Annotated in this window: 25 protein-coding genes, 1 tRNA gene and 1 pseudogene; 18 read left to right on the top strand and 9 right to left on the bottom strand. The window is 54.2% G+C overall.

Annotated elements, in window-relative coordinates:
• Window positions 1-209: 209 nt before the first annotated feature.
• Window positions 210-1,499, top strand: coding sequence for a PQQ-dependent sugar dehydrogenase (locus tag AB8B75_RS21325; protein ID WP_405365117.1), 1,290 nt, complete (start codon window positions 210-212; stop codon window positions 1,497-1,499).
• Window positions 1,500-2,020: 521 nt separating this feature from the next.
• On the opposite strand, the gene AB8B75_RS21320 is transcribed toward AB8B75_RS21325, so the two are convergent.
• The 3 genes from AB8B75_RS21320 to AB8B75_RS21310 form a co-directional block, all read right to left on the bottom strand.
• On the bottom strand, window positions 2,021-2,761 hold the full coding sequence (locus tag AB8B75_RS21320; RefSeq protein ID WP_405365115.1) for an ATP-binding cassette domain-containing protein: 741 nt from the start codon (window positions 2,759-2,761) through the stop codon (window positions 2,021-2,023).
• An 11-nt stretch (window positions 2,762-2,772) separates the two neighbouring features.
• Window positions 2,773-3,786, bottom strand: coding sequence for an ABC transporter permease (locus tag AB8B75_RS21315; protein ID WP_405365113.1), 1,014 nt, complete (start codon window positions 3,784-3,786; stop codon window positions 2,773-2,775).
• Between the two features lie 85 nt (window positions 3,787-3,871).
• Window positions 3,872-4,819, bottom strand: a complete 948-nt coding sequence (locus tag AB8B75_RS21310) for a substrate-binding domain-containing protein (protein WP_405365111.1) — start codon at window positions 4,817-4,819, stop codon at window positions 3,872-3,874.
• A 666-nt stretch (window positions 4,820-5,485) separates the two neighbouring features.
• On the opposite strand from AB8B75_RS21310, the gene AB8B75_RS21305 reads away from it, so the two are divergent.
• Window positions 5,486-6,109: a sulfotransferase family protein gene (locus AB8B75_RS21305; protein WP_405365109.1), complete on the top strand. Its 624-nt coding sequence runs from the start codon at window positions 5,486-5,488 to the stop codon at window positions 6,107-6,109.
• A gap of 45 nt (window positions 6,110-6,154) precedes the next feature.
• On the top strand, window positions 6,155-7,930 hold the full coding sequence (locus AB8B75_RS21300) for an adenylate/guanylate cyclase domain-containing protein (RefSeq protein WP_405365107.1): 1,776 nt from the start codon (window positions 6,155-6,157) through the stop codon (window positions 7,928-7,930).
• Between the two features lie 359 nt (window positions 7,931-8,289).
• Here the strand turns inward: AB8B75_RS21300 and AB8B75_RS21295 are convergent, their stop codons facing one another.
• Window positions 8,290-8,922 carry a hypothetical protein gene (locus tag AB8B75_RS21295; protein ID WP_405365106.1) on the bottom strand — a complete coding sequence of 211 codons (633 nt, stop codon included), beginning with the start codon at window positions 8,920-8,922 and terminating at the stop codon, window positions 8,290-8,292.
• A gap of 279 nt (window positions 8,923-9,201) precedes the next feature.
• Window positions 9,202-9,291, bottom strand: a tRNA-Ser gene (locus AB8B75_RS21290).
• 158 nt (window positions 9,292-9,449) lie between these two features.
• Between AB8B75_RS21290 and AB8B75_RS21285 the strand changes: the two genes are divergently transcribed.
• From AB8B75_RS21285 to AB8B75_RS21240, 10 genes are all read left to right on the top strand, one after another.
• On the top strand, window positions 9,450-10,289 hold the full coding sequence (locus AB8B75_RS21285; RefSeq protein WP_405365104.1) for a DUF2059 domain-containing protein: 840 nt from the start codon (window positions 9,450-9,452) through the stop codon (window positions 10,287-10,289).
• Window positions 10,290-11,099, top strand: a complete 810-nt coding sequence (locus AB8B75_RS21280; protein WP_405365102.1) for a hypothetical protein — start codon at window positions 10,290-10,292, stop codon at window positions 11,097-11,099.
• Between the two features lie 185 nt (window positions 11,100-11,284).
• Complete coding sequence (locus tag AB8B75_RS21275; protein WP_405365100.1) at window positions 11,285-11,950, top strand: 50S ribosomal protein L21; 666 nt, start codon at window positions 11,285-11,287, stop codon at window positions 11,948-11,950.
• Between the two features lie 11 nt (window positions 11,951-11,961).
• Complete coding sequence (rpmA, locus tag AB8B75_RS21270; protein WP_025046312.1) at window positions 11,962-12,231, top strand: 50S ribosomal protein L27; 270 nt, start codon at window positions 11,962-11,964, stop codon at window positions 12,229-12,231.
• 94 nt (window positions 12,232-12,325) lie between these two features.
• Complete coding sequence (locus tag AB8B75_RS21265) at window positions 12,326-12,826, top strand: GNAT family N-acetyltransferase (protein ID WP_405365098.1); 501 nt, start codon at window positions 12,326-12,328, stop codon at window positions 12,824-12,826.
• The gene (locus tag AB8B75_RS21260; RefSeq protein ID WP_405365096.1) at window positions 12,823-13,425 is read left to right on the top strand and encodes a LysE family translocator; all 603 of its coding nucleotides are present in this window, start codon (window positions 12,823-12,825) and stop codon (window positions 13,423-13,425) included. Before AB8B75_RS21265 ends, AB8B75_RS21260 begins: the two co-directional genes overlap by 4 nt.
• 2 nt (window positions 13,426-13,427) lie before the next feature.
• Window positions 13,428-13,964 carry a GNAT family N-acetyltransferase gene (locus AB8B75_RS21255; RefSeq protein WP_405365094.1) on the top strand — a complete coding sequence of 179 codons (537 nt, stop codon included), beginning with the start codon at window positions 13,428-13,430 and terminating at the stop codon, window positions 13,962-13,964.
• A gap of 35 nt (window positions 13,965-13,999) precedes the next feature.
• Window positions 14,000-15,034 (top strand): GTPase ObgE, encoded by a 1,035-nt coding sequence (obgE, locus tag AB8B75_RS21250; protein WP_405365092.1) that lies wholly within the window; start codon window positions 14,000-14,002, stop codon window positions 15,032-15,034.
• Entirely contained in the window at window positions 15,022-16,131 is a 1,110-nt protein-coding gene (gene proB / locus AB8B75_RS21245; RefSeq protein ID WP_405365090.1) for a glutamate 5-kinase, read from the top strand. The genes obgE and proB overlap by 13 nt, the downstream gene beginning before the upstream one ends.
• Before the next feature lie 57 nt (window positions 16,132-16,188).
• The gene (locus AB8B75_RS21240) at window positions 16,189-17,454 is read left to right on the top strand and encodes a glutamate-5-semialdehyde dehydrogenase (protein ID WP_405365088.1); all 1,266 of its coding nucleotides are present in this window, start codon (window positions 16,189-16,191) and stop codon (window positions 17,452-17,454) included.
• On the opposite strand, the gene AB8B75_RS21235 is transcribed toward AB8B75_RS21240, so the two are convergent.
• Window positions 17,451-18,047, bottom strand: coding sequence for a histidine phosphotransferase family protein (locus AB8B75_RS21235; protein WP_405365086.1), 597 nt, complete (start codon window positions 18,045-18,047; stop codon window positions 17,451-17,453). The two genes, AB8B75_RS21240 and AB8B75_RS21235, sit on opposite strands and share 4 nt — an antisense overlap.
• A 28-nt stretch (window positions 18,048-18,075) precedes the next feature.
• Here AB8B75_RS21235 and AB8B75_RS21230 point away from each other — a divergent pair, with 28 nt between their 5' ends.
• The 3 genes from AB8B75_RS21230 (at window position 18,076) to AB8B75_RS21220 (ending at window position 19,967) form a co-directional block, all read left to right on the top strand.
• Window positions 18,076-18,258 carry a DUF3553 domain-containing protein gene (locus tag AB8B75_RS21230; RefSeq protein WP_405365084.1) on the top strand — a complete coding sequence of 61 codons (183 nt, stop codon included), beginning with the start codon at window positions 18,076-18,078 and terminating at the stop codon, window positions 18,256-18,258.
• Between the two features lie 126 nt (window positions 18,259-18,384).
• Window positions 18,385-19,149, top strand: coding sequence for a GNAT family N-acetyltransferase (locus AB8B75_RS21225; RefSeq protein ID WP_405365082.1), 765 nt, complete (start codon window positions 18,385-18,387; stop codon window positions 19,147-19,149).
• Complete coding sequence (locus tag AB8B75_RS21220) at window positions 19,146-19,967, top strand: lysophospholipid acyltransferase family protein (protein ID WP_405365080.1); 822 nt, start codon at window positions 19,146-19,148, stop codon at window positions 19,965-19,967. Before AB8B75_RS21225 ends, AB8B75_RS21220 begins: the two co-directional genes overlap by 4 nt.
• A 35-nt stretch (window positions 19,968-20,002) precedes the next feature.
• Here the strand turns inward: AB8B75_RS21220 and AB8B75_RS21215 are convergent, their stop codons facing one another.
• Window positions 20,003-20,578: a PA14 domain-containing protein gene (locus tag AB8B75_RS21215; RefSeq protein WP_405365078.1), complete on the bottom strand. Its 576-nt coding sequence runs from the start codon at window positions 20,576-20,578 to the stop codon at window positions 20,003-20,005.
• Between the two features lie 289 nt (window positions 20,579-20,867).
• Between AB8B75_RS21215 and rpsB the strand changes: the two genes are divergently transcribed.
• Together rpsB and tsf are read left to right on the top strand one after the other, a co-directional pair.
• Window positions 20,868-21,686, top strand: coding sequence for a 30S ribosomal protein S2 (rpsB, locus tag AB8B75_RS21210; RefSeq protein WP_405365076.1), 819 nt, complete (start codon window positions 20,868-20,870; stop codon window positions 21,684-21,686).
• Between the two features lie 131 nt (window positions 21,687-21,817).
• Complete coding sequence (gene tsf, locus AB8B75_RS21205; protein WP_405365074.1) at window positions 21,818-22,693, top strand: translation elongation factor Ts; 876 nt, start codon at window positions 21,818-21,820, stop codon at window positions 22,691-22,693.
• Between the two features lie 148 nt (window positions 22,694-22,841).
• On the opposite strand, the gene aroQ is transcribed toward tsf, so the two are convergent.
• Both aroQ and AB8B75_RS21195 read right to left on the bottom strand, forming a co-directional pair.
• On the bottom strand, window positions 22,842-23,279 hold the full coding sequence (gene aroQ / locus AB8B75_RS21200; protein WP_405365072.1) for a type II 3-dehydroquinate dehydratase: 438 nt from the start codon (window positions 23,277-23,279) through the stop codon (window positions 22,842-22,844).
• 747 nt (window positions 23,280-24,026) lie between these two features.
• A pseudogene (locus AB8B75_RS21195) lies at window positions 24,027-24,135 on the bottom strand (IS30 family transposase); the annotation flags it as partial.

Here is a 24,135-nt window from a genome sequence, read left to right as displayed (position 1 = left end):
CACAGATAGTGGCCTCAACGTTGTCGGATGCATCCTTGTCGACCCGCATGGGTCGCTCGCGCCGCCGACGTCCGCTTTGGGGGAAGCTAACTCGCGGTGACCAGATCCTCGTCCAAAGACCGGAATAGGCCGTTATCGCAGGGGGAAAGTCATTGTAGCGGTTCTCGTACTCCCGCTACAATGGTCTTTGAACAGATTGGAGTCCAGACATGGAACTTATTGCAAAGGCGACGGCAGTAGTGGGTGGCACAGTCGCGCTCCTGCGTCGCATGGGAGCGCCTGCACATCAGGCCATGGGAGCAAGCCCACAGATTCCAGATGCGAAAAAGCAGGGAATTATGACTTTGAAGATGCCCGTCGCCCAAGGATGGAAGGGCGATCACGTCCCCACCTGTGCTCCCGGACTTAAGGTCAACGCATTCGCATCCGGATTGGAGCATCCCCGTTGGATTGAGGTTCTGCCCAATGGGGATGTCTTGGTGGCGGAATCAAAAGAGCAGGCTGGACCTCCCAAGAAACTGATGGACCTCGCAGCTCAAGCAACAATGAGGAGGGCAAAAGCAATCGGCAAGAGCGCGAACCGAGTTTCATTGTGGCGAGACGCTGATGGAGATGGCGTTGCCGAGGTGCGGGAGGTATTTGTCGAGAACCAAAACCAGCCATTTGGTATGGCGCTGATCGGAAACAAGTTTTACCTAGGAAATACCGACGGAATAAGTGTCTTCGACTATAGCTCTGATGCAACGTCATTGTCTGGAACCGGGACAAAACTTGTCGACTTCAAGCCCCATGGGCATTGGACGCGAAGCCTCATCGTCTCGCCAGATGGCTCCAAAATCTACGCCGGAGTGGGATCGCTTACAAACATTGCGGATGAGGGCATGGAAGTGGAACAAGGGCGCGCGGCAATCTGGGAGCTAGATGTGACAACTGGAAGTGCTCGCGTCTTTGCGTCAGGCTTGCGCAATGCGGTAGGTATGGCTTGGGAACCAACAACCGGAGCACTTTGGACGGTCGTGAATGAACGCGACGGTTTGGGCGACGAGACGCCTCCAGACTACCTGACCTCAGTCCGAGATGGAGGTTTCTATGGCTGGCCTTATTCTTATTGGGGAAAAACAGTGGATGACAGGGTTCCGCAAGACGCCACGCTGGTCTCCAAGGCGATCACGCCAGAGTATGCATTGGGTGGGCACACGGCGTCACTTGGGCTGTGCTGGATGCCTGCAGGAACGTTGCCAAGTTTCGGCGATGGCATGGTCATTGGGCAGCATGGATCATGGAATCGCTCAAAACTGAGCGGCTATAAGTTGATTTTCGTCCCTTTCGAAAACGGTGCGCCCAACGGACCACCACGTGACATCCTCAGCGGTTTCCTATCCGAAGACGAAAAGATTGCCTACGGACGACCTGTCGGCGTAACAGTTGGGGCGGACAAAAAATCCCTATTAATGGCGGATGATGTCGGCGACGTTATCTGGCGTGTCACGGGCGCTTGAATGTGATTTGGCTGAGATCCTCTGTGGTGTTTGGCTCGAAGCAGCACAGCTAGCATGCCCAGTTTCGGCAGGCGGAGTGAACGTTCGATCAATAGACGCCGCACTATGGCATTTACAGACTAGATGCCCGTCGGTTTTGTGTCGAACCTGGCCATCGCACACTGCCCCAAAAGGGCGTTGTCACAATTGATCGGAACCATATCCAATCATTTCAAATGCGTCTAAGATCGCTGTGTTATGAGCACTTATGCCGAACAAAACTGTCGCCAATTGCCAAAAGCAGCAGTTCGGTCTTGTTTGACATTATCTTTGCCTATGAAAGCACGCTCTTGGTTGAGGTTTTTGACTGGTGAGGAATGATCAGCCGCAGATTTCTGCAGACTTCGCATTCGGCGGAAGCGCTACATTGAGTACTTTGATGGTTTCGTTTGCTTCATTCCCGGCAATTGTCTGATCTGAGAAAATGGTCCGGCAGTGAACCAGTAATCCGTTGCTAAGAATGGAACCCGCGGCCGAAGATATTAGGCAATCTCGATAGCGCCGATAATCAGGCCTGTGACTTCCTCAGGAGACGTTTGGCCAATTGGTTTGTCGGCCACTTTGGTGCCGCGTCGCAAGACCACGACCCGGTCGCAGACAGAAAACACATCGGGCATTCGGTGACTGATGAGTATGACTGCAAGCCCCGCGTCTTTCAAACGCCGGATTAGATCTAAAACTTCGGCAACTTGCCGAACACTGATGGCAGCGGTGGGTTCGTCCATGATAACGATATTTGGCTTGGATAGTCGGGTTCGAGCAATTGCCACAGCCTGTCTTTGTCCGCCCGACATTTGGCGGACAAGATCCTTTGGACGTGTCTCGGACTTGAGATCCGCAAATAGCTCGGCAGACTTTTCATTCATTGCTGCACGGTTGAGAAAGCGGAACGGACCAACTTTGCGCTCAATTTCACGGCCCAGAAAGACGTTCATGGACGCCGTAAGATTGTCGCACAATGCAAGGTCCTGATGGACCACTTCAATGCCGGCGTCACGGGCTTCTCGCGGGCGACCAAATGTCACCATTTTACCGTCCAGGCTTATTGTTCCCGTTGTTGGGGGGAAACTGCCCGCAATGATTTTAATGAGCGTGGATTTGCCCGCTCCGTTGTCGCCCATAAGCCCAAGAACCTGACCCCGTTCAAGGTCTAGGTCGACACCCGATAGAGCGTGAATGCCGCCAAAATTTTTGGTGATACCGGTCAACTGGAGGATACTCATAAAGCCATTCCCTACGCTCGGCTGCGCGATGCGGCAAACTGATCAAAAGCCACAGCTGCGATCAATATCAGACCAATGACGATTTGCTGCACAAACGAAGATACATTCATAAGGACAAGGCCATTTCGCAAAACTCCGATTAGAAGCGCGCCAACGACTGTGCCGAAAATGCTGCCGACGCCGCCAAAAAGCGACGTGCCGCCTATGACCACAGCAGCAATCACATCAAGTTCCAGCCCCATGCCCGCTACAGCTTCGGCCGAGTTCAGTCGCGCGGACAGAAGAAAAGAAGCCAGACCGCAGAAGAAGCCCACGATCACATAAACCAAAAAAGTTACTCGGCGGGTGTTGACGCCATTTAAATCTGAAGCTCCGGCGTTTCCGCCAACCGAATAAACGTGCAAACCGAAGCGCGTGTGTTTGAGGACAATATGCGCAATTATGCCAGCTGAAAAAAACAGGATCACTGGCACCGGTACGATACCGATCCGTCCCTGACCCCACCAAGTATACTGCGAACTGAAGCCACTGATCGGCCCCCCTTCTGAGAATAGCAAAGCAGCGCCACGAAATACGCTCAGCCCGCCAAGCGTAACGACAAATGGTGGAACCTTAAGCCTCGTGATCGCCACACCTTGAAGTGCACCGCCCACTATTCCCACCGTAACTGCCGCAAGAACGGCATAAATGACGGGATTTCCTGTTGCTGCCTCGGCGCCAATTGCAAAACGATTATCCAGACCGCCCTTGGAAACATAAGCTCCAACCAACCCCGCAAGTGCCACGAGAGAGCCCACCGAGAGATCGATGCCTGCCGTTAGAATGACGAAAGTCATGCCAATAGCGATGAGGCCGGAAATCGAGACCTGACGCAGAACGTTCAGAAGATTCAGGGGATGCAGAAAATTGGGTTGAAGAAGTGCGAAGATTAAGACAAGGCCAAGCAGAAAAATTGGAGCTGCGTATTTCGCCGCAAATCCAAACCAGTCAATTCCATTGTCCGGTTCTGGGTTATCTGAATTCATATGCCTGCCCCGAAAGTTCGTCAGCAAAAATGATCAGGGCTCGCCACCTTGTTCCGGTGGCCAAGCCCTTAGTCAACCAAGTGATTCAGTTCAGTTCCGAAAGACGTTCTGCCATGTCGATGTTGTCTTTGGTAATCGCAAACGGCTCAAGCAGAACAAGTGGTTCAGGTGTTGTCCCGTTGCGCAAATGATCAACCAGCGCCTGAAGAGCAAGACGGCTTTGGCCGCCCGGCGTCTGCTCAATCGTTGCGGTCAAGCCGCCGTCACGTACACTCGCCAAAGCCTCAGGGAGTGCATCAAATCCAATAATTACGATATCCAGACCCTGTTCCTGAGTGACCTGTAGTGCGCCAAGAGCCATGTCGTCGTTAGCTGCAACGATGACGTCCGGCGGCGAGTCCAGTCCGGCCAGGATCGACTCCGTGACGGATGCACCCTCTTCTCGAGCAAAGTTTGCGGTCTGTTCCGCAACAAAAACATATTTGTCTGACATCGAATCCAAGATATTATGCACCCCTTTGTTTCGATCGATGGCCGGGCTCGCTCCAGGTTGACCCTGAAGGTTCACGATGTTTGCTCCATCAGGAAACAATTTAATGATCAGATTTGCCTGTGCTTCGCCGCCGATCACATTGTCCGCGCCGACATGACCTAGAACACCGTCGACACCGTCGACGCGCCGATCAATGGTCATGACTGGAATCCCGGCATCTATCACCTGTTTTACGCCAGGAGCCAGTGCAATGGAATCAAGCGGGCTTATGACCACGCCACTGACCTGATTGATGATTGCGGCCTCCAGTTCAGCGGTCTGTTTTGGTGCAGAATTCTGACCATCCTGGTTGATGACTTGTATGCCGCCGAGGGCTTCCGCTTCCGCATTTAGTGAATTTTGCATATGAACAAAAAATGGGAATCCGAGGCTCGGCATCGAGGTGACGATCTTGAGGTCTTGCGCTTGAATTGGAGCCGTCGAAATTAACGTGGCGGCTACAGCCGAAACAATCCCGGATACAATTTTCGATTTTGTCATTCTTTCCTCCCAGAAACCAATGTCTATCAAATTGCAGTTCCCAAACTTCGGAAACTACAGCGAAGGTTAGGTGCTCCAACGTTTTGTGGCAACGCATTTGACGAATACCTGTGTCATGCGTCGATTGCTCAATCTGGAATTTAGACAACGGATGTCGCAAACGATTCCACACGTAACGCTCGTATTCACAGCTCAACACACAAATGTTTGCTTGGAGAAATTCGAGCATCTTCCAACATTGCGCTTGCAACGCATGTTGGTAATGCGAGCTGCGCCGCACAGTTTAGGAACCAAGTGAACGTCCAGAGTGGGCCGTCCTTTACGAGGGTCCTTTTGGTTAGATTTCTATTGCTTTGGCGATGACCAAGGCGCCCTCCAGTTCAACACCAAGATATCCAACAGTGCAGTCCATCTTGGTGTGCACAAGCGGAAACTGTGCAACCCGCACGTTCCCCGTCTGCTCTATTTTCTGTGAGACCTAGTTGCGCTGCCTCGAATGTGTGCCATACGCTATCGTTTCGCCGCAAGTGCATCGACTAAGCGCCGCGAGAGCTTGGCCTCTCCGTCTATCTCAATTTGCGGTGCAACCTTACTTGCCAGATAGCTGGAGATGCAGCATCGTCGACCAAAGGCTACGGGTTTAACCGAAAATTTGTTGAGGATATTATGACACTTAAAGTAATTGGAGCGGGTTTGGGACGGACGGGAACCTATTCGCTGCGGCTCGCGATTAACGAGCTAGGCTTAGGCCCGTGCTTTCATATGGAAGACGTGGCCACGAACATGCCGGTTCAACTGCCACTTTGGCGGGCGGCGGCGGCGGGGCAAGCTGATTGGGACGCCATCTATGACGGGTTTAACAGCGCGGTAGATTGGCCCACAGCGCGTTTCTTTCGCGAATTGAGCGCCGTTTATCCGGAGGCAAAATTCGTTCTAAGCATCCGCGACCCGAACACCTGGGCAGATAGTTTTGGTGAAACGATCTACAAAATGATCTCGGACAAAGAAAATGCCCCGCCACAATTTCACGACTGGCTTGATATGGCGACCGATATCATTACTCAAACTGGTATTCCTACGGGGGCAGACCGTGACGGTCTGGCCAAGGCGTTCTCTGCCCATGTCTCGTTGGTTCAGGAGGCGATCCCAGCTGAACGTCTGCTTGTGTTTCAGGCAAAAGAGGGTTGGGAACCGCTGTGTGCATTTTTGGGCGTGCCAGTACCGGAGATGGACTTTCCGCGCACAAACAATCGATCCGAGTTCTGGGATTTGATAGAAAATGTAAAATAAGTGGTGTAGTTGCAACGTGCCCATGTTTGCGGCATGTGAATATCTATGGAGACACCGCAGCCTTTTGAAACGCGCAAGCTTGCTGCGATCCTGATCGCAGACATTGTTGGCTTCAGCCGCTTGATAAGCGCGGATGAGACAGACACTCTTTCTCGGGTACGGGCGCTACAAAACGATGTGTTCGCCCCGACGATCACTGCCAATCAAGGGCGCGTCGTAAAGAAAACCGGCGATGGAGTCCTGGCCGAGTTCCGCAGCGTGGTTGAGGCAGCCCGTTGCGCGTTGGCACTTCAGGACAAGATAACTACTGACAATATTGACGTTTCCAAAGACAAGCAGATTGGCCTGCGCGTCGGATTGCATCTTGGCGATGTGGTCGAAGAGGCGGACGGTGATTTGATGGGCGATGGTGTGAACATCGCTGCCCGATTGGAAGGCCTTGCGCCCACAGGCGGAATTTGCCTGTCTGAAGATGCTTTTCGGCAGGTGCGTGGGCGATTGGACCTCGATGCCATCGATATGGGTGAGCAGGAGCTCAAGAACATCGCCGAACCGATGCGCGTTTTTTGTATCGGTGGGGATGTGACGTCCGCGTCTTCTTCTTTACATGGGCTGGAGCAGGCCTTTACCAAACCATCGATTGCGGTTCTCCCTTTCACAAACATGTCCGGGGATCCAGACCAAGAATATTTTGTGGACGGCATGGTCGAGGATATCATTACAGCGCTGTCCCGGTTCGACGAATTGGCGGTTATCGCGCGGAACTCAACCTTTGTTTACAAGGGTAAAGCTGTTGAGATCCGACAGGTTGGGCGAGACTTGGGCGTGCGCTACGTGCTCGAAGGGAGTGTGCGCAAGGCAGGACAAAGACTACGGATCACAGGGCAGCTTATTGATGCTGCAACCGGGGCACATCTTTGGGCGGAAAAATTCGATGGCCAACTCGAAGATGTGTTTGACCTGCAAGACCAGATTACGACAAACGTTGTGGGCGAATTGGAACCCAACATCCGCAAGTCTGAAATCGCAAGGGTACGACGTACACCTGCTGCAAACTTGGGAGCCTATGACCTCTTGCTTCGGGCGCTGCCCAAGCTCTACGCGGTACGTCCCGAGGAAAACCGAAAAGCGCTAGAAATGTTGGAACAAGCGCTGGAGCTCGACCCCGACTATGGCGCGGCTCTTGGACATGCCGGGTGGGCCTTGGTGCAAAGACTGACGCGCGGTTGGCCTGCCTACTGTAATGATGATCGCGCGCGCGCCGTGTCGTGGGCGTATCGTGCATTAGCTGCGGGTCCTGACGAATCCAGAGCTCAGGTTTTGGGCGGGTTCGTCTTGACCATGCTGCGCGAGGACTATGAAGCTGGCTTGAGTGCCGTCCGGCGTTCCCTTGCAATCAATCCTGGATCAAGTCACGTAATGGCTTTAGCGGGGTCCGCCCTTACGTTTGGCGGTGCGTTCGACGAGGGACGGATTATTTTGGAAAAGAGCATCGCGCTAAGTCGCAACGATCCTACCGTTTTTGCCGCGCTGTCAGTGGTCGCTGTCGCAAACCTCTTCACTGGAAATATGGAAGCCGCGATCGTCTTTGCCAACGAATCGCTTACAGTTAATCCAAACTGGGATTCGCCGCGGTGGGTTTTGATTACAGCCTATGTCGAAACCAATCGAATAGAAAAAGCGCGCTCAGTGGCTGCGACATTGCTAGAAGCCAACCCGGGCGCGCGCGCGTCGGTCTATGAACAAGCATTGCCGCTTCGAAATCCAGAACATCGCGCAAAGGTGGCCCGCAGTCTTATGGAGGCGGGTATTCCGACTTAGAGGCTGCTGTCCGGAATAGAAAATGACACTTGGCGGCTCGAAATGAGGCGACGCACACACGAGACTTTTAACCGGTTTGCAGCTTTGGCTTCGAAGGCTAGTCGCAACACTTTTGTTTTCTAAAGATGGAGTGTTGAGACATGAAGTATCGGACAAGGACGTTTTACTCTGAGAAGCAAACGTCGGAGATGTGGGATCCGTGGCAGTTGCGAACTTGCAAGCCTTTGGCCCGCACGCTTTCCGTCACATGTTGGCTCGCCATGCCGCCAAAACCTGTACGTCAGTCGCAGAATTGGTGGCTACGTCCCAAAATCTTGGCCACAAAGACGTTCTCACGACATTGCGCAGCTACGGCCAAATCAGCCGCGAACACCCGTAACTGCAATGGCTTCTGTGAGCGACAGGTCGCGGGTTTCAGGTCTCGTGCTGCGATTGGCGGGAAGGGCTAGCAAGACCTTCTTTAGTTCAGCCGCATCTTGGCGGGTGATCTCGGCCATGAGGCGATCTGGTCCGAAATATTCCAAGAGCAGCGCAAGGTATGATCTAGCTTTTTTCAGCATTTCTTCAGACCATCGCGGGCTGTGCTCTTGCATGAAATCCTCAAGAGCGGCGTTCAGAGTCACGGAGCGGCCCTCTGGTGGCGCAGGCGCTGTCTGGGCCAGCTCTGTGAAGGAATAGCCCTCAAGGCTCTCAGCGCGGCTTAGAAAAGCCTTGATCTGATCCCGGCGGGCCTTGCGCAGTTCCCGGCGCAGGTCAGGCTCATTTTCAGCCCAGTCATCGTCGGAGAAACCCGCAGAGGCGCGGAACCCCTCGATGGTCCCTGCATCAAGGTAAAAGTCAGACAGATCATCAAAGCCGCCTATGGCGTCCTTATGCTCGTCCAGTTCCTGTTTGAGAAGGTCAAGTTGCTGGTCTGGCCAGCCGGTGTCATTCAATCGCGAAACATATCCGTCCAGTGCTTTAGCAAAGTAGTTGCGAACCATGTCCCGCATTTGATCTTGTCTCAGCCTTGCCAACGTCTTGTTATCCCGAACCAATCGCCCACAAGATGCAAGATACCGGGCCAAATCGCCAGCCCGGTCAAGGCATTTTGTTCTGAGAGATATTCTGACAGTGCTACGTCTTGTGTTCTCAACGTGAGGAAGAGGGAACCGAAAATAGTAGACGCCGTGTCGTGACGGGGAAAGATAGGCTGACAGCTTCATGGGCGTGTGTTCCACTCTGTGTCGCACTTGTTGCCCGAAGTCTTAAGTCATTGATTTAGAAGTAAATGGCGGAGAGACAGGGATTCGAACCCTGGGAACCCGTGAAGGCTCAACGGTTTTCGAGACCGCCCCGTTCGACCACTCCGGCACCTCTCCGCGGGGGTCTAGTGCACAGGCCTCTATTCGTCTTTTGCTTCTGTGACAAGTGCGAATGGCCGCAGGTCGCCATACACGGGAAATTTCATTGCCCCTTGGCAGAATTACCCTAAACTTCCCCACAATCGTAGCAGACAGCAACACCGCAGGAGACCGACATGCCCGCCATGATCCGATATTGTGCCGTATTTCTCGTAACAGCGTTGATGGGAGCCGGGCTTTCACATGCCGCACGTGCTTCTGATCTGGATCGTCTGGAAGCCTTTATGGAAGTTACCGGGTTTGACGTAGCCCTGGACAGTATCCGTCTGTCAGCGGAAGCGGCGCCCAGCATGATCGGCCTTGAATCCGACGATTTTGGCTCCGAATGGACGCGACTTGTCGAGGATGTATTTGACTCCGAACAGATGCATTCAATGGCGATCGAGATTTTGTCGCAGACGCTCGAAGATGACATTCTCAATCACGCCGTCGATTTCTATGCGTCTGACCTTGGGCAAAGGCTTGTGGTGGCCGAAAACGCGTCACACATGACCGACGACGAACAACTCAAGACGGAAAGCGGCGAGGCCATTGTTGCCGGGTTGCTGGAAATCGGCTCGCCGCGCTTGGAAGAGCTCAAACGGATGAACAATGCCATTGGATCCGAAGATGCATCGATCCGTGCCATTCACGAAGTGCAAGTGCGGTTTTTGATGGCGGCGGCCTCAGCCGGTGTCATCGATTTGCAGATGGATGAAGCCGATCTGCGCGAGAACCTCAAGTCACAGGAAGGCGAGATGCGCCTGAACTTGCAACGCTCTGCCTTGTCGGGGTCGGCCTATACATATCAAGCCTTTTCGGATGCGGATATTTCAGCCTACGCCGATGCGCTTGAAGATCCCAAAATGCAACAGGTCTACGAGCTGATGAACGCGGTACAATTCGAGATCATGGCCAACCGCTACGAGGCCGTCGCGCAACGTATGCAGTCCCTGCGCCCTAGCCAGGACCTCTGAATGCGGGCGTATATTCTGGCTTGCGCGGTTTTTCTGAGTGCGTCACCGGCCTGGGCCGACGCCCGTGTGACCGTACTGATGGATGCATTGCGTGTGCCGGACCTGGTCGCCTCGATCCGTCAAGAAGGGCTGGCGGATGCGCGGCACTTGAATGAAGATATACTGTCAGGGCAGGGCGGTGCTTTTTGGCAGGGGCAAGTCGACGGGCTTTACAACACAAGCGCCATGCAGGACGTGCTATATGTCGCACTCCTGAACGGTTTGGAGGCGACCGACCTGGACGAAGCCTTGCTCTTTTTCGACAGCCATCAGGGGCAGCGCATCGTGGAACTTGAAGTTGCGGCGCGCAAAGCCATGATCGATGCCTCCGTGCAAGACATCGCCTCTGAGGCCTACAACAAGCTTGCAGCACATGACGATCCGCATGCCGTCCTTGTGGCGCAATTCATTGAAGCGAATGATTTGTTGGAATTGAACGTCGCCGTGACTTTGAGCACCAGTTATCAGTTTCAACGCGGTTTATCAGATGGCGGCCTGGTCAAGCGATCGGACAATAACATTCTGGCAGACGTATGGGCATCTGAGGCTGAAGTGCGCGCGGCGGCGCAGGACTGGCTTTTCGGATACTTCTTGCTCGCTTATCAGCCCCTCGAAATTTCCGATCTGGAAGCCCTGTTGGCATTTTTCCAAAGACCGGCAGGCAAGGCACTGAATGCGGCATTTTTTGCAGGATCAGAGCAGATGTTCACAGACATCGCCTATGGCCTCGGACGGGCAGTGGCGCTGAACGCGGTGGGCGACGACATCTAGCTCCAATGGTGCTTGACATAGTCACGCGTCTGGTGCATCAGGCGGCTTCGTCAAAGGTGCCCTATTTCGCGGTTCCTTTGTATTCAAGTAAATCACTCAGACCAGAGTGCGCAGTTCGAGGCGGCCAATTGGCCAAAACACCCATTTTTGGGGGCCACAGGACGCGGGTAAGCAAAGGAAATGCTATGTTTGCGGTCCTCAAGACCGGTGGCAAGCAGTACAAGGTTCAATCGGGCGATACGCTCCGCGTTGAAAAACTGGCTGCTGACGCAGGTGAAACAATCCAATTCAATGATATTTTGATGCTTGGTGGCGACAAGACAGTTGTCGGCGCACCCTTCGTCAAGGACGCAGGCGTGCAGGCCGAGGTCGTGGACCAGGTCAAAGGCGAAAAGGTTATCAATTTCGTTAAACGGCGCCGGAAACACTCGTCCAAGCGCACCAAGGGTCACCGCCAAAAGCTGACCTTGATCAAGGTAACCGATATTCTGGCATCTGGAGCGGAAAAATCTGGCGTCAAAGCGGCTATGGGTGCAGGTTCCGTCTCTGTAAAAGCAGTAGAAGCTGCAACGCCAAAGAAGGCCGCCCCGAAAAAAGCTGAAGCGAAGGCCGAGGCCCCGAAAGCGAAAGCCGAACCAAAAGCGGAAACCGCTGCGGATGATCTCAAAAAGCTGTCAGGTGTCGGCCCGGCGCTTGAAAAGAAACTGATCGAAGGCGGTGTAACCACCTTTGCACAAATCGCAGCATGGACCGACGCGGACGTTGCTGATATGGACGAGAAACTGTCGTTCAAAGGCCGGATCGAGCGTGAAGGCTGGATCGAACAGGCCAAAGAACTGGCGAAAGGCTAAGGAGAGACCGAATGGCACATAAAAAAGCAGGTGGTTCATCCCGTAACGGCCGCGATTCAGCGGGCCGCCGTCTCGGCGTGAAAAAATACGGTGGCGAAGCGGTCATCCCTGGCAACATCATTGTACGTCAACGCGGCACCAAATTCTGGCCAGCCGAAGGCGTGGGCATGGGTAAGGATCACACGATCTTTGCGACGGTGGATGGATCTGTGACCTTCCACAAGGGCCTTAAAAACCGCACGTTCATTTCGGTTCTGCCGGTGGCGGAGGCCGCTGAATAAGCCCTTCCTCAAGGACATGACACACTCAGGGGGATCGGCGAAACCGCCGGTCCCCTTTCTCATTTTTTGTCTTACCGACGTATTGGCCAAACCGATGTCAGAATGCATCCACACAGAACGCCTCGCCCTGCGCCCCTTCCGGGACGCTGATGCAACGCGTGTGGCCGAGTTTATCGGCAATTTGGCGGTGTCGCGCTGGCTGACGCGCGTGCCACATCCCTATGGGCCAGAAGACGCGCGCCGCTTTTTTGCCCGCCACGCGGGTGACGATCTGGTTCTTGCGGTGACCCAAGCGGATGATGTCATCGGGGGCTGCACGATCGAGGATGATCTTGGCTATTGGCTTGGGCAGCCCTTCTGGGGACGCGGCTATGCCTTTGAGGCCGCAAGTGCGCTGGTGGATCGGGCCTTTCGCAGAGGCAGGACCAATTTGCGGTCAGGCTATATGCTGGGCAATGCTGCGTCCGCGCGGGTCTTGTCAAAACTGGGCTTCCGACCGACCCGGATCGAGGTGGCCCAGTGCCTGGCGACCGGCACACCGGTCACTGTACAAAAAGTGACCCTGTCGTCTGAGACATGGCAGGGCACAGCATGAGCGTTGCCGTCACCAGTTTCGCGATCTTCGCGGCGTCACAGATCGGCACGCCGGGACCGGCCAATATGGCGCTGATGTCCACCGGTGCGCGCTTCGGGTTCAAGGCCGCACTGCCTTTTGTGGCAGGCGTGGCGTTAGGCAAACAATTAATCATTTGGCCAGTTGGCTTTGGCTTGATGGAACTGGCGGATAAGGCCCCGTGGATTTTTGAACTCCTGAAATATGCCAGCGCAGCTTACATCATTTGGTTGGCCTGGAAGGTTGCCAATATGCGATTAAGCAAATCGCAAGGCGCGGGTGCAGCCCCCGGGTTTCTGGCCGGTCTGATTGTGCACCCGCTGAACCCAAAGGCCTGGGCAATGATCATCGGCGGATTTACTGCCTTTGTGGGACCAGAAACTTCGGTTGTTACCGCAACAGCAACTATTGCTGCTGTATTGCTTGGTTGCCAGATTCTGCTGCATCCGCTCTGGACACTTGCAGGTGATACCATCGCGAGGACAGTAGCGGGAACGGCAATGGAACCTTATTTAATGTGGAGCTTGGCGACGCTGACTATTGCCTCGGTCCTTTTCGTGTTGTTCGGAGGAGGAGCATAACGATGGAAATGGGAAAGATTATTGTGCAACCGGTTGTAGAAACAGAACGGTTCGACCTGCGTCCCCTACACAAGTCGGACATGGGCTTGATCGAGCTTTACGCCAGTGATGAACGTGTGGCGCGCATGACCACATCCATTCCGCATCCCTTGCCGCCGGGAACGACCGAAGCGTTGGTAAACCGCGCCGTGGCAGATGAACGCTACGAAGACATTTGGGCCATGGATGGTACAAAGTCCGGCGCATCCGAAGTGATGGGATTGATCTCCTTGGAACGCATGGACCGAGAGCAGACAGAAGTCGGCTATTGGGTGGCACCTGCCTATTGGAACACCGGGCTCGCCTCAGAAGCGGTACAAGCGCTTGTCGACGCGAACCCGCTGAACAACAAAACCATGTTCGCCAGTGTCTTTCAGGACAATCCGGCCTCAGCGCGTGTTCTGACGCATTGTGGATTTCAGTATCTGGGGGATGCAGAAAGTTTCTGCGTCGCCCGTGATACAACTGTACCCACCTGGACCTATTTGCGAAAACTGTGATTGAGGGCAGCCCGTCCTCAGGCTAGGAAGCCTGCATGAAGTTTCTTGATCTGTGCAAAGTGTATATCCGATCCGGTGCGGGCGGCGGCGGCTGTGTCAGCTTCCGACGGGAAAAATACATCGAATATGGTGGTCCCGATGGTGGCGATGGCGGCACGGGCGGGTCTGTCTGGGCAGAAGTTGTTGATGGCCTCAATACGCTGATCGACTTTCGATATCAGCAACACTTCTTTGCCAAGAACGGCGTTCCAGGTATGGGCCGACAGCGCACTGGTGCAGATGGCGATGACATCGTGTTACGCGTGCCGGTGGGCACAGAAATTCTCGATGAGGATCAGGAAACAGTTGTCGCCGATCTGACCGAAGTGGGCCAACGGGTGCAATTGGCCCGCGGCGGCAATGGCGGTTTTGGCAACCTGCATTTCAAATCAGCAACCAATCAGGCACCACGCCGCGCCAATCCGGGCCAAGAGGGGGTTGAACGCACCTTGTGGCTGCGGCTCAAGCTGATTGCAGATGTGGGTCTGCTGGGGTTGCCGAATGCTGGCAAATCCACCTTTCTGGCGGCAACGTCAAACGCGCGCCCCAAGATCGCAGACTACCCGTTTACAACCCTTCATCCCAATCTTGGCGTGGTCGGCGTAGACAATACCGAATTTGTTGTCGCCGATATTCCAGGCCTTATTGAAGGTGCTTCCGAGGGTCGCGGTCTGGGAGATTTGTTTCTGGGGCATGTGGAGCGGTGCGCGGTCTTGCTGCATCTGGTGGACGGCACCTCGGAGACAATCGCCGAGGACTACCGCACCATTCTTACGGAGATAAATGCCTACGGCGCCGCACTTGCTGAAAAGCCGCGTATAACAGTGCTGAACAAAGTTGATGCGCTAGATGAAGATGAGCGGGTAATCGCTAGAAAAAAATTGGAAAAAGAAGCAAACGGCGCCGTCATGATGATGTCGGGCGTGGCGCGTGAAGGGGTGACCGAGGTGTTGCGCAAGCTGCGCGGACAGATCGACGATGACCGCCTGCGCCACCGGCCCGCGCTGGAGGAAGAACCTTGGCGTCCCTGATCGCTGCCCGGCGGATCGTCGTCAAAATTGGATCGGCCCTGCTTGTTGATCGAGAAACGGGTCATCTGAGGCATGACTGGTTGCGCTCTTTGGCCGAGGACATTGCATGGCTTACGTCAAAAGGCATCTCGGTGGTGCTGGTGTCTTCAGGATCTATCGCCTTAGGGCGCGGCGTGTTGAACCTACGCTTGGCCGAATTGCCGCTGGAGCAGTCTCAGGCTGCGGCCGCTGTTGGGCAAATCCGTCTGGCCCGCGCCTATGAAGAGGTTTTGGCACCGCATCAGATCACGACCGCTCAGGTTCTGGTAACCTTGGAAGACAGCACAGACCGCCGCCGATACCTCAACAGCCGCGCGACGCTTGAACAGTTGCTATCTCTGGGTGTTGTGCCGATTGTGAATGAAAACGACACCATCGCCACGGATGAAATCCGCTTTGGCGACAATGACCGGCTCGCAGCACAGATTGCGGTGACGGTGGGCGCGGATCAATTGATATTGCTTTCAGATGTCGACGGGTTTTATTCCGCAAATCCCTCAGAGGATTCCTCCGCGAAACGGTATGACGTGATCGATAAGATTACATCCGAGATTGAGGCAATGGCCGGGGATGCCGGGTCGGGTCTTTCGAAAGGTGGGATGAAAACGAAATTGATGGCCGCCAAAACAGCAACCGCGGCGGGATGTGCCATGGCTATTACAGAAGGATCACCCCATAGTCCTTTGAAACTACTAGAAGAAGGTGCATCGGCAACTTGGTTCACGGCCGACACAGATCCGCAAGCCGCTCGAAAGCGCTGGATCGCCGCAATGAAGCCGCGTGGCGTGGTCACGCTTGATGCGGGTGCGGTTAAAGCGCTGAAGTCAGGCAAAAGCCTGTTGCCTGCCGGGGTAGCAAAGGTCACTGGTGGTTTTCAGAGGGGTGATCCTGTCGCAATTGCGGACGCATCAGGCCATGTTATGGGCCATGGGCTAAGCCGTTATACCGCAAATGAAGCGCATACGATCAAAGGGAGACAATCGCAAGAGATAGAGGCCCTACTGGGATATCCCGGACGTGCGGCTTTAATTCACCGAGATGATATGGCATTGTCTTAACGGTCAAAAACACTCTTCTGGGCGTAAGACATGAGATGAACTACAGGATATAAAGCCATGAAAGATAGCGAAAATATACCAAGTCTCATGGATGACATTGGCGCGCGTGCGAAATCTGCATCAGCGCAATTGGGTTTTGCGACTGCCGAACGCAAACACGCCGCTTTGATCTCTGCAGCGGAACATGTGTGGCGGGATCGTGAGACAATTCTTGAGGCCAATCGGAAAGACCTTGAATATGGCCGCGAAAAAGGGCTGTCGGATGCCATGATGGACCGACTGGCCTTGGATGAAGACAGGCTTCGCGGCGTGGTTGATGGCCTGCGCGCGGTCGCCGAGCAAGCGGATCCTGTAGGCGCAGTTATGGCGGAGTGGACGCAGCCAACCGGCCTTCACATTCAACGGGTGCGCACGCCTTTGGGTGTCGTCGGCGTCATTTACGAAAGCCGCCCCAATGTGACCGCAGATGCCGGCGCCTTGTGCCTGAAGGCCGGGAACGCCGTGATCTTGCGTGGCGGGTCAGAGAGTTTCCATTCCTCCTCGGCGCTGCACGCGTGTTTAGTGCGCGGCTTGCGCGATGCCAAATTACCAGAAGACGCCATTCAGTTGGTACCGACGCGCGATAGGGCAGCGGTATCCGAAATGCTGAAGATGACCGACACGATCGACGTCATCGTACCGCGGGGGGGCAAAGGTCTTGTGGGGCTGGTCCAGCGAGAGGCACGCGTGCCCGTCTTCGCGCATCTTGAAGGCATCGTGCACATCTACATTGATGCGGAAGCCGATCCGGAAAAGGTCCTCAAAGTGGTCATGAATGCTAAAACGCGGCGCACTGGCATTTGCGGATCAGCGGAGTGTTTGCTGATACACAAGGACATTGCCCAAACAATCGGGCGCGATATTGTCACAGCCTTGATCGCGGCAGGTGTCGAAGTGCGCGGCGACGATACGCTTTCAGCATTCGATGGCGTTTTGCCTGCCACAGAGGAAGATTGGGGCTGCGAGTATCTAGACATGATCATCGCTGCGCGTGTGGTTCCCGATCTGGATGCCGCGATGGATCACATCCGCGGTTATGGTTCTAATCATACCGATTGTATTCTGACCGAAAACGCAGCAACGGCGCGGCGTTTCATGACAGAGTTGGACTCAGCGATTTTAATGCACAACGCATCGACGCAGTTTGCAGACGGTAGCGAATTTGGCATGGGCGCGGAAATTGGCATTGCAACCGGCAAAATGCACGCACGTGGTCCAGTTGGAGCAACCCAGTTGACCAGTTTCAAGTATCTCGTGACAGGGAACGGTACCGTACGTAGCTAAAACCGGAGTATGATGTTGGTTTCTCCCATTTCCGTTGTAACGTCGCGACCTTCATCTGCGGCGACAATCGGCAAGAGTGCGAACTGAACATGAGCGGGTCTGAGATCGTCCGGTGCCGTCTTTGAGGCCAGTGTCGACCAAAGCGATTCATCGAGATTAAGTTTGTCCGCGCGCCCTTGCAGCTGCCATTTTTCACCGTCGTTGCTGACTTCGATCCTACCGCCGTAGGGCATCGCAGATTCCATGCACTGCAACGCTAAAAAGGCCATACGCACCTGGACGCGTGGCTGAGGATCGAGTGGCCCCCAGGCGACATTCAAACGGCTACCTTCCATAAGATCGTCCAGAATGGAGATCACTTCGGCCCGACCCATCATTTGCTCGCCCGCGGCACCAAATGAAATTCGGAAGAACCGGATGCGCGCGCTGGCATTGCCCACGCTCTCCTGTATCAGATCAATTTCCGGGCCCGGCGTGTCTCCGGACATTCCCAAGAGTTCTAGCCCATTGTTGATCGCTCCGATCGGCGATATGAGGTCGTGACAGATGCGGCTGCCAATCAATGCGGCAAGGTTAATATTGCTCTGGCCCAACTACTGTCTCCTGTTGAAGATGGATGTCATGGAAGATTTGAACGCAATCCTGTCGCCCGGTATGTTTGTGCTGCACCCAAATCAACCCGATTGGGGGAGAGGACAAGTGCAAAGCAATGTAAACGCGCGCGTTACCGTGAATTTTCGTGACCAAGGAAAGGTCGTCATTGATAGTACCCGCGTTGCATTGGTCCCAATATTTGATGGATGAAGAACCTTACGAGAAGATTAACGCACACGTAATAATTGTAAACCTGAATTTTCTGCCCGCTGAAAGGTATCGCAGAAAAATGAGACCGGCGCGTGTTTACGCGTGAAACACACAGGCAAAGTAACCATGAATGCAAGGACCCAGACTCAATTTTCAGTGCGGCTTGCCGAGACACAGGCGGAGCGAGAAGCCGCACAAAATTTACGGTATCGCGTTTTCGTTGAAGAGCTGGGCGGCGCTGGGGTCATGGTTGATCACGTAGCGCAATTGGAAACGGACCGCTTTGACCCGTATTTTGATCATATGTTGTTGATTGATAACAACCGCAGCGAAGTTGTTGGCGTTTATCGATTGATGCGACGTGATCAGGCAAGAGCCGCTGGACAATTCTATTCGGAGGACGAGTATGATTTATCGGTTTTGCTGACCTCGGGCCGTTCCATTCTTGAATTGGGACGGTCCTGTGTGGATTCAAATTACCGCGGCGGCATTGCGATGTTTCATCTCTGGAATGGTTTGGCGCAATACGTCGCAGAACACGACATTGAAGTCCTCTTCGGCGTGGCGAGTTTTCACGGCACAAACGTCACAAAATTTTCCCATGCTTTGTCCTTGTTGCATCACCGGCACCTTGCACCAAAGGATTTGCGTGTCCGCGCGCGTGGTGATGCCTTTCAAAACATGAACATCATGGACGAGTCGCAATTTGATGCGCGCGCGGCAATGGTTTCGGTTCCAGCGCTGATCAAAGCCTACTTGCGGTTGGGTGGTTTTGTCGGAGAGGGCGCTTACATCGACCATGCTTTCAACACAGTGGATGTCTGTTTGGTTCTGGACACTGCCCGAATGAACGACAGACTAGTGAAATTTTACCAGAGCGCTTCAGCATGAGTGCCACCTGGCGCGATAACGCACCATCGCCAGAACATCCGCCCATAGGCCCCTTGGGCTGGATGCTTGCCTTTGTGCGTGGTCTGGCTCTTGCGGTCTTGATCTTTGGCGGGTTGTTTATCTTGCTGATATTGCGAATGGTGGAGCGACCGGCATTCGGAATGGTGCGCCCGATCACGCCGTCGATCACCGTCTTTGTCTGCCGAAACGCTTTGCGGATCATGAGTCTTCGGGTGAACATCAGTGGCGCTCCGATGAGCGGGCAGGGGGCGTTTGTCGCCAATCATTCCAGCTGGCTCGACATCATTGTTTTGAACGCCTGCAGCCGCGTTTACTTTGTGTCCAAATCCGACGTTGCCAGTTGGCCCGGAATCGGATGGCTCGCGCGTGCCACAGGAACTGTCTTTGTAGAACGCAGACGCACTAAAGTAGCCGAGCAGTCGCTGGCGTTTCAAACCCGTTTGAAGGCGGGTCATCGCCTTTTGTTTTTCCCTGAAGGCACAAGCAGTGATGGCCAGCGCGTGCTGCCCTTTAAGTCATCTCTTTTTGCAGCATTTCTGACGCCTGAGCTAGGCGACATGTTGGAGTTGCAGCCGGTAAGCGTCAGATATCATGCGCCACCTGGCGCAGATCCCCGATTTTACGGATGGTGGGGCGATATGGAATTCGGCCCGCACATGCTGCGCATTTTGGCCACACCAAGCCACGGCAGCGTTTCAGTGAATTACGCCGCGCCAATCATCGCGGCGGACCACAACAACCGTAAAACTCTTGCCGCGCTCTGTGAAGCGCAAGTCAGGTCTGGCTACGAGCGCTGATAGGGGCAGGGACCCCGCGCCCGTTGTCAGCATGCCTAGTGAAAAAACGCACTGTCCGGCACTTGCTCCAAACCGTCGCTGTCCGGACCCCATTCCATCATCAAGCAGGCTGTGCCTTTGCGTTGGAAATAGGTTGCTTCAAGAGCGTAATAACCGGCTTTGGGAATCTCCACCTCTTGCTCGCCAACATACCCACAAGGATGGACGCCATCATATAGCCCAACCTGTTGTCCTCCGATACTGATGTCGAGCCCATCGTTGGCCAGAAACTCAAGCATATAGGTACCAGCCGCATCGAATTTAATGTATCCCGAAATTGCCGCTGCGATCTTTTCGGAATGATCTGAGGTCAGGACATTTTCACCCTCTTTGGTGTCGTCATAAGACAGCCCCGCGAGTGCCGCACCGGGTTTGGCCTTTTTCAATGCACCGCGCGCATCCGCAAGCGAACGGCCATGATTGCGAGACGCATAGCTCACAGCAAGCCCCGATGTCAGACTGCTTGTGCTGGGTTGCGGATCTGCCGGGCTCAGCGTCGGCGTTTCTGCCATGCCAAGGCCAGGTATCAGCAGCGCGCCCGCCAAAAAGGCAGCTTTTAGGTTCATTGTCATGGTCACTCCCAGTGTTCAGACTTATTGATGTTGCTCTCTTTGGAACATTTTCACCCATTTTAAAGCGCGATTTCATTTTGAGACAAGCTCTGTTGCGGGAAATGCGATCACATCTTGCGTAAATCAGCTATTTACGCTCTTGCAGTAGTCCAACGGCTGGCCTATACGGCGCGCACTGAAACCCGCAGGCGGGGTTTGGGCTTGATCAGGGAGACATCCTGTCAGGTCCTCCGGTTGGCAGAAAACTGTCATGCCCCCGCCGAGGATAAAACCGGAAAGGTATAAAGACATGGCTCTTCCAGAGTTCTCCATGCGCCAATTGCTTGAAGCAGGCGTACACTTCGGCCACCAGACGCAGCGCTGGAACCCGCGTATGGGTCCATTTATCTACGGCGCGCGCAACGGCATCCACATCATGGATCTCACTCAGACTGTTCCTTTGCTGGATCAGGCGCTAAACGTCATCCGAGAAACCGTCGCCAAGGGCGGTAGCATTTTGTTTGTGGGCACCAAGCGCCAGGCTCAACAGCCGATCGCCGACGCTGCAGAAAAATGCGCACAGTACTACATGAACCACCGCTGGCTCGGCGGGACTCTGACCAATTGGCAGACTGTTTCCAAATCGATCAACCGCCTCAAGCAGATTGACGAGCAATCCGAGCGCGGTTTCGAAGGCCTCACCAAGAAAGAGCGCCTGGGCATGGAACGGGATCAAGGCAAGTTGCAAGCATCCTTGGGCGGTATTCGCGAAATGGGCGGTCGCCCAGATCTGATTTTCGTAATCGACGTGAAAAAAGAAGCGCTGGCAGTGGCGGAAGCCAACAAACTGGGTATTCCGGTCGTAGCTGTGGTCGATACCAACTGCCCGCCAGATGGTATCGATTACATCATTCCAGGCAACGATGACGCGGCACGCGCCATTACGCTTTACTGCGATCTGGCCGCACGCGCGGCGCTTGACGGCATGTCGGCGCAACTTGGTGCGGCAGGCGTTGACCTGGGCGCGATGGAAGAAGCCCCTGTTGAAGAGGCTCTCTCAGAGCCCGCTGCAGAGGAAGTGGCAGAAGCTCCGGTGGCTGAAGCACCAGCTGAAGAGGCGCAAGCCTGAGTTCAGCCATCAGGCTGACATGCGGGGCAGGGACTACCTGCCCCGATAAGTTCTGATTTATCGCGGGCCCGTTGGTCCGACCGTACTTGTGGCGGACGTATTGTCCGACAAATCCCAAAGGAGATCCTCGGATGGCAATTACAGCATCTATGGTGAAAGAGCTGCGCGACAGCACCGGCGCAGGCATGATGGACGCCAAGAAAGCGCTCACCGAAAGCGAAGGCAACATGGAAGCGGCCGTGGATTGGCTGCGGACCAAAGGTCTGGCAAAAGCCGCCAAGAAATCGGGCCGAACGGCCGCTGAAGGTCTGGTCGCAGTTAAGGTCAATGACGGCCACGGTGTTGCAGTTGAGGTGAATTCGGAAACCGACTTCGTCGGGAAAAACGCAGATTTCCAGAAAATGGTTGCTGGCATTGCTGATGTAGCCCTCTCTGCGGACGATATTGATGCGCTCAAAGCGGCCGATATGAACGGTAAAACCGTTGAGCAGACCGTCACTGACGCAGTTGCCGTGATCGGCGAAAACATGTCCGTGCGCCGTATGTCAACTGTCGATGGCGATCTGGTTGTTTCCTATGTCCACAATGCCGCAGCACCTGGCATGGGTAAGATAGGCGTTCTGGTGGGAATGACCGGCGGCGACGAAGCTTTCGGTAAACAAGTTGCGATGCACATTGCTGCGGTGAACCCTGCGTCCTTGTCAGAGGCTGATTTGGATCCAGCCGTTGTAGAGAAAGAGAAGCAGGTTCAAATGGAGATCGCCCGCGAAAGCGGCAAGCCCGAACAGGTCATCGAAAAGATGATTATTGGCAGGATGAAGAAGTACATGTCTGAAGTGACGTTGCTGAACCAGTCCTTCGTCGTGAACCCCGACTTGTCAGTCGGCGCGGCAGCCCAGGAAGCCGGTGCAACGATCACAAGTTTCGTGCGCCTTGAAGTGGGCGAGGGCATTGAAGTTGTCAAAGAGGACTTTGCTGCCGAAGTGGCGAAAGCCGCCAAAGGTTAAGGCGTCGACTTCATAAACTTGGGGAAGGGCGCTACGATGCGCCCTTTTTTTTCATAAATGCTGGTTGGAAGCCGGTTGTAGTTTTGCAGTCTAGAACTGTCTTACATGCAGGCAAAAATGTAACTAATCAACGCATTGCGATCAATGCTTAATCTTCCACATGAGATTTGATTGCTTCGAGAGCCATGATATACCCTTGGGGGCCAAACCCGCAAATGATCCCGATTGCCACCTTTGCGATGTAAGATACATGCCGATAATCTTCACGTGCATGCACATTGCTGAGGTGCAATTCAATCGTAGGAATACCGACGGAAGAGATCGCATCCATGAGAGCGATCGAAGTATGGGTGTAGGCCCCGGCGTTCAGAATGATACCGTCACGGACATTGCGCGCCGCGTGGATATGGTCGATCAGAGCGCCTTCGTGATTTGATTGAGCAAAAGTGACAGGACAACCCGATTTCGCCGACCAATTTGCGCAGTTTTGCTCGATGTCAGAAAGGCTAGTCGCGCCATAAACCTCTGGCTGACGTGTGCCCAACAAGTTTAGGTTCGGTCCGTTCAGTATGAGAATTGAAGTCATTGATCGCTCACTTTAATTTGTGCTGTATCCATAGACCTACGATGCGCAATATGTCCAGCGTTGCGCAGTTTGCAGTTTGGCGAAAGCAGGCAACCTCGCCCCCAAAAACCAGCAAACCAAGTCTTCCGAACCAGGAAGTTCGTAAGGAATTGAACTTTGGTGACAGTTGGTGGTCGCCACGTCTCAGAGCATGCCTGTCGCTGCTTTGAGAAAGAGCATGCTGTGACAACTCAGGCATCAGATTCAAAAAAAGAATGGAACAAGGTCTGAAAACTGATCAAACTGCTTCGCCAGTTACATCGAAGGCATCTTCGATCCATGCAGTAGTAAGGCGTATTGTAGAGGCTGTCGCAAAGCAGCTTGATGTTTTAATCCACCGCCAAGCGGATGTCGCGTTTTCGCGGCAAACTACATCGTGTACGATATTTGGTGTCCTCGTGAAGACCTTTTGCCGGTGTGAAAAAGAGCCACGGAACGGGCTTTGAGCACCGATCTCGGCTTGCAGCAGGTAGCGCCAGTTCGCGTATTCCGCTCCACGGTAAATGGTACTTGCAGCAATGCGATATCATCGACAGGGGCCTTTGCAAGTCTCTGGCGATCTATTCGGCGTCTGATTGTGAAACAATTGCGTGTGAACAGCAGCTATTCAAGCGTGTACTGCGAGACAACATATTGTTTTCCAAAATGAACCGCAGGAGCAAGTAGTGCATGCATTTGGCTTCTCAAGGGTCGTTGCGACAGTTTCCGCTATCTCAGTTTCATCAGTTCTTCCCTGAATGCTTCTGTCGGTGTGCGCCAGCCAAGGCACTTCCTGGGTGTGCTATTCAAGCGGTCACAAATCGACTTCATATCTCGA

The sequence above is a fragment of the Roseobacter sp. genome (genome assembly GCF_045106495.1).
In the GTDB taxonomy this organism is placed as follows: Bacteria; Pseudomonadota; Alphaproteobacteria; order Rhodobacterales; family Rhodobacteraceae; genus Roseobacter.
The sequence above is the reverse complement of the archived record's forward strand: the minus strand, read 5'-3'. Positions and strand labels throughout refer to the sequence as shown.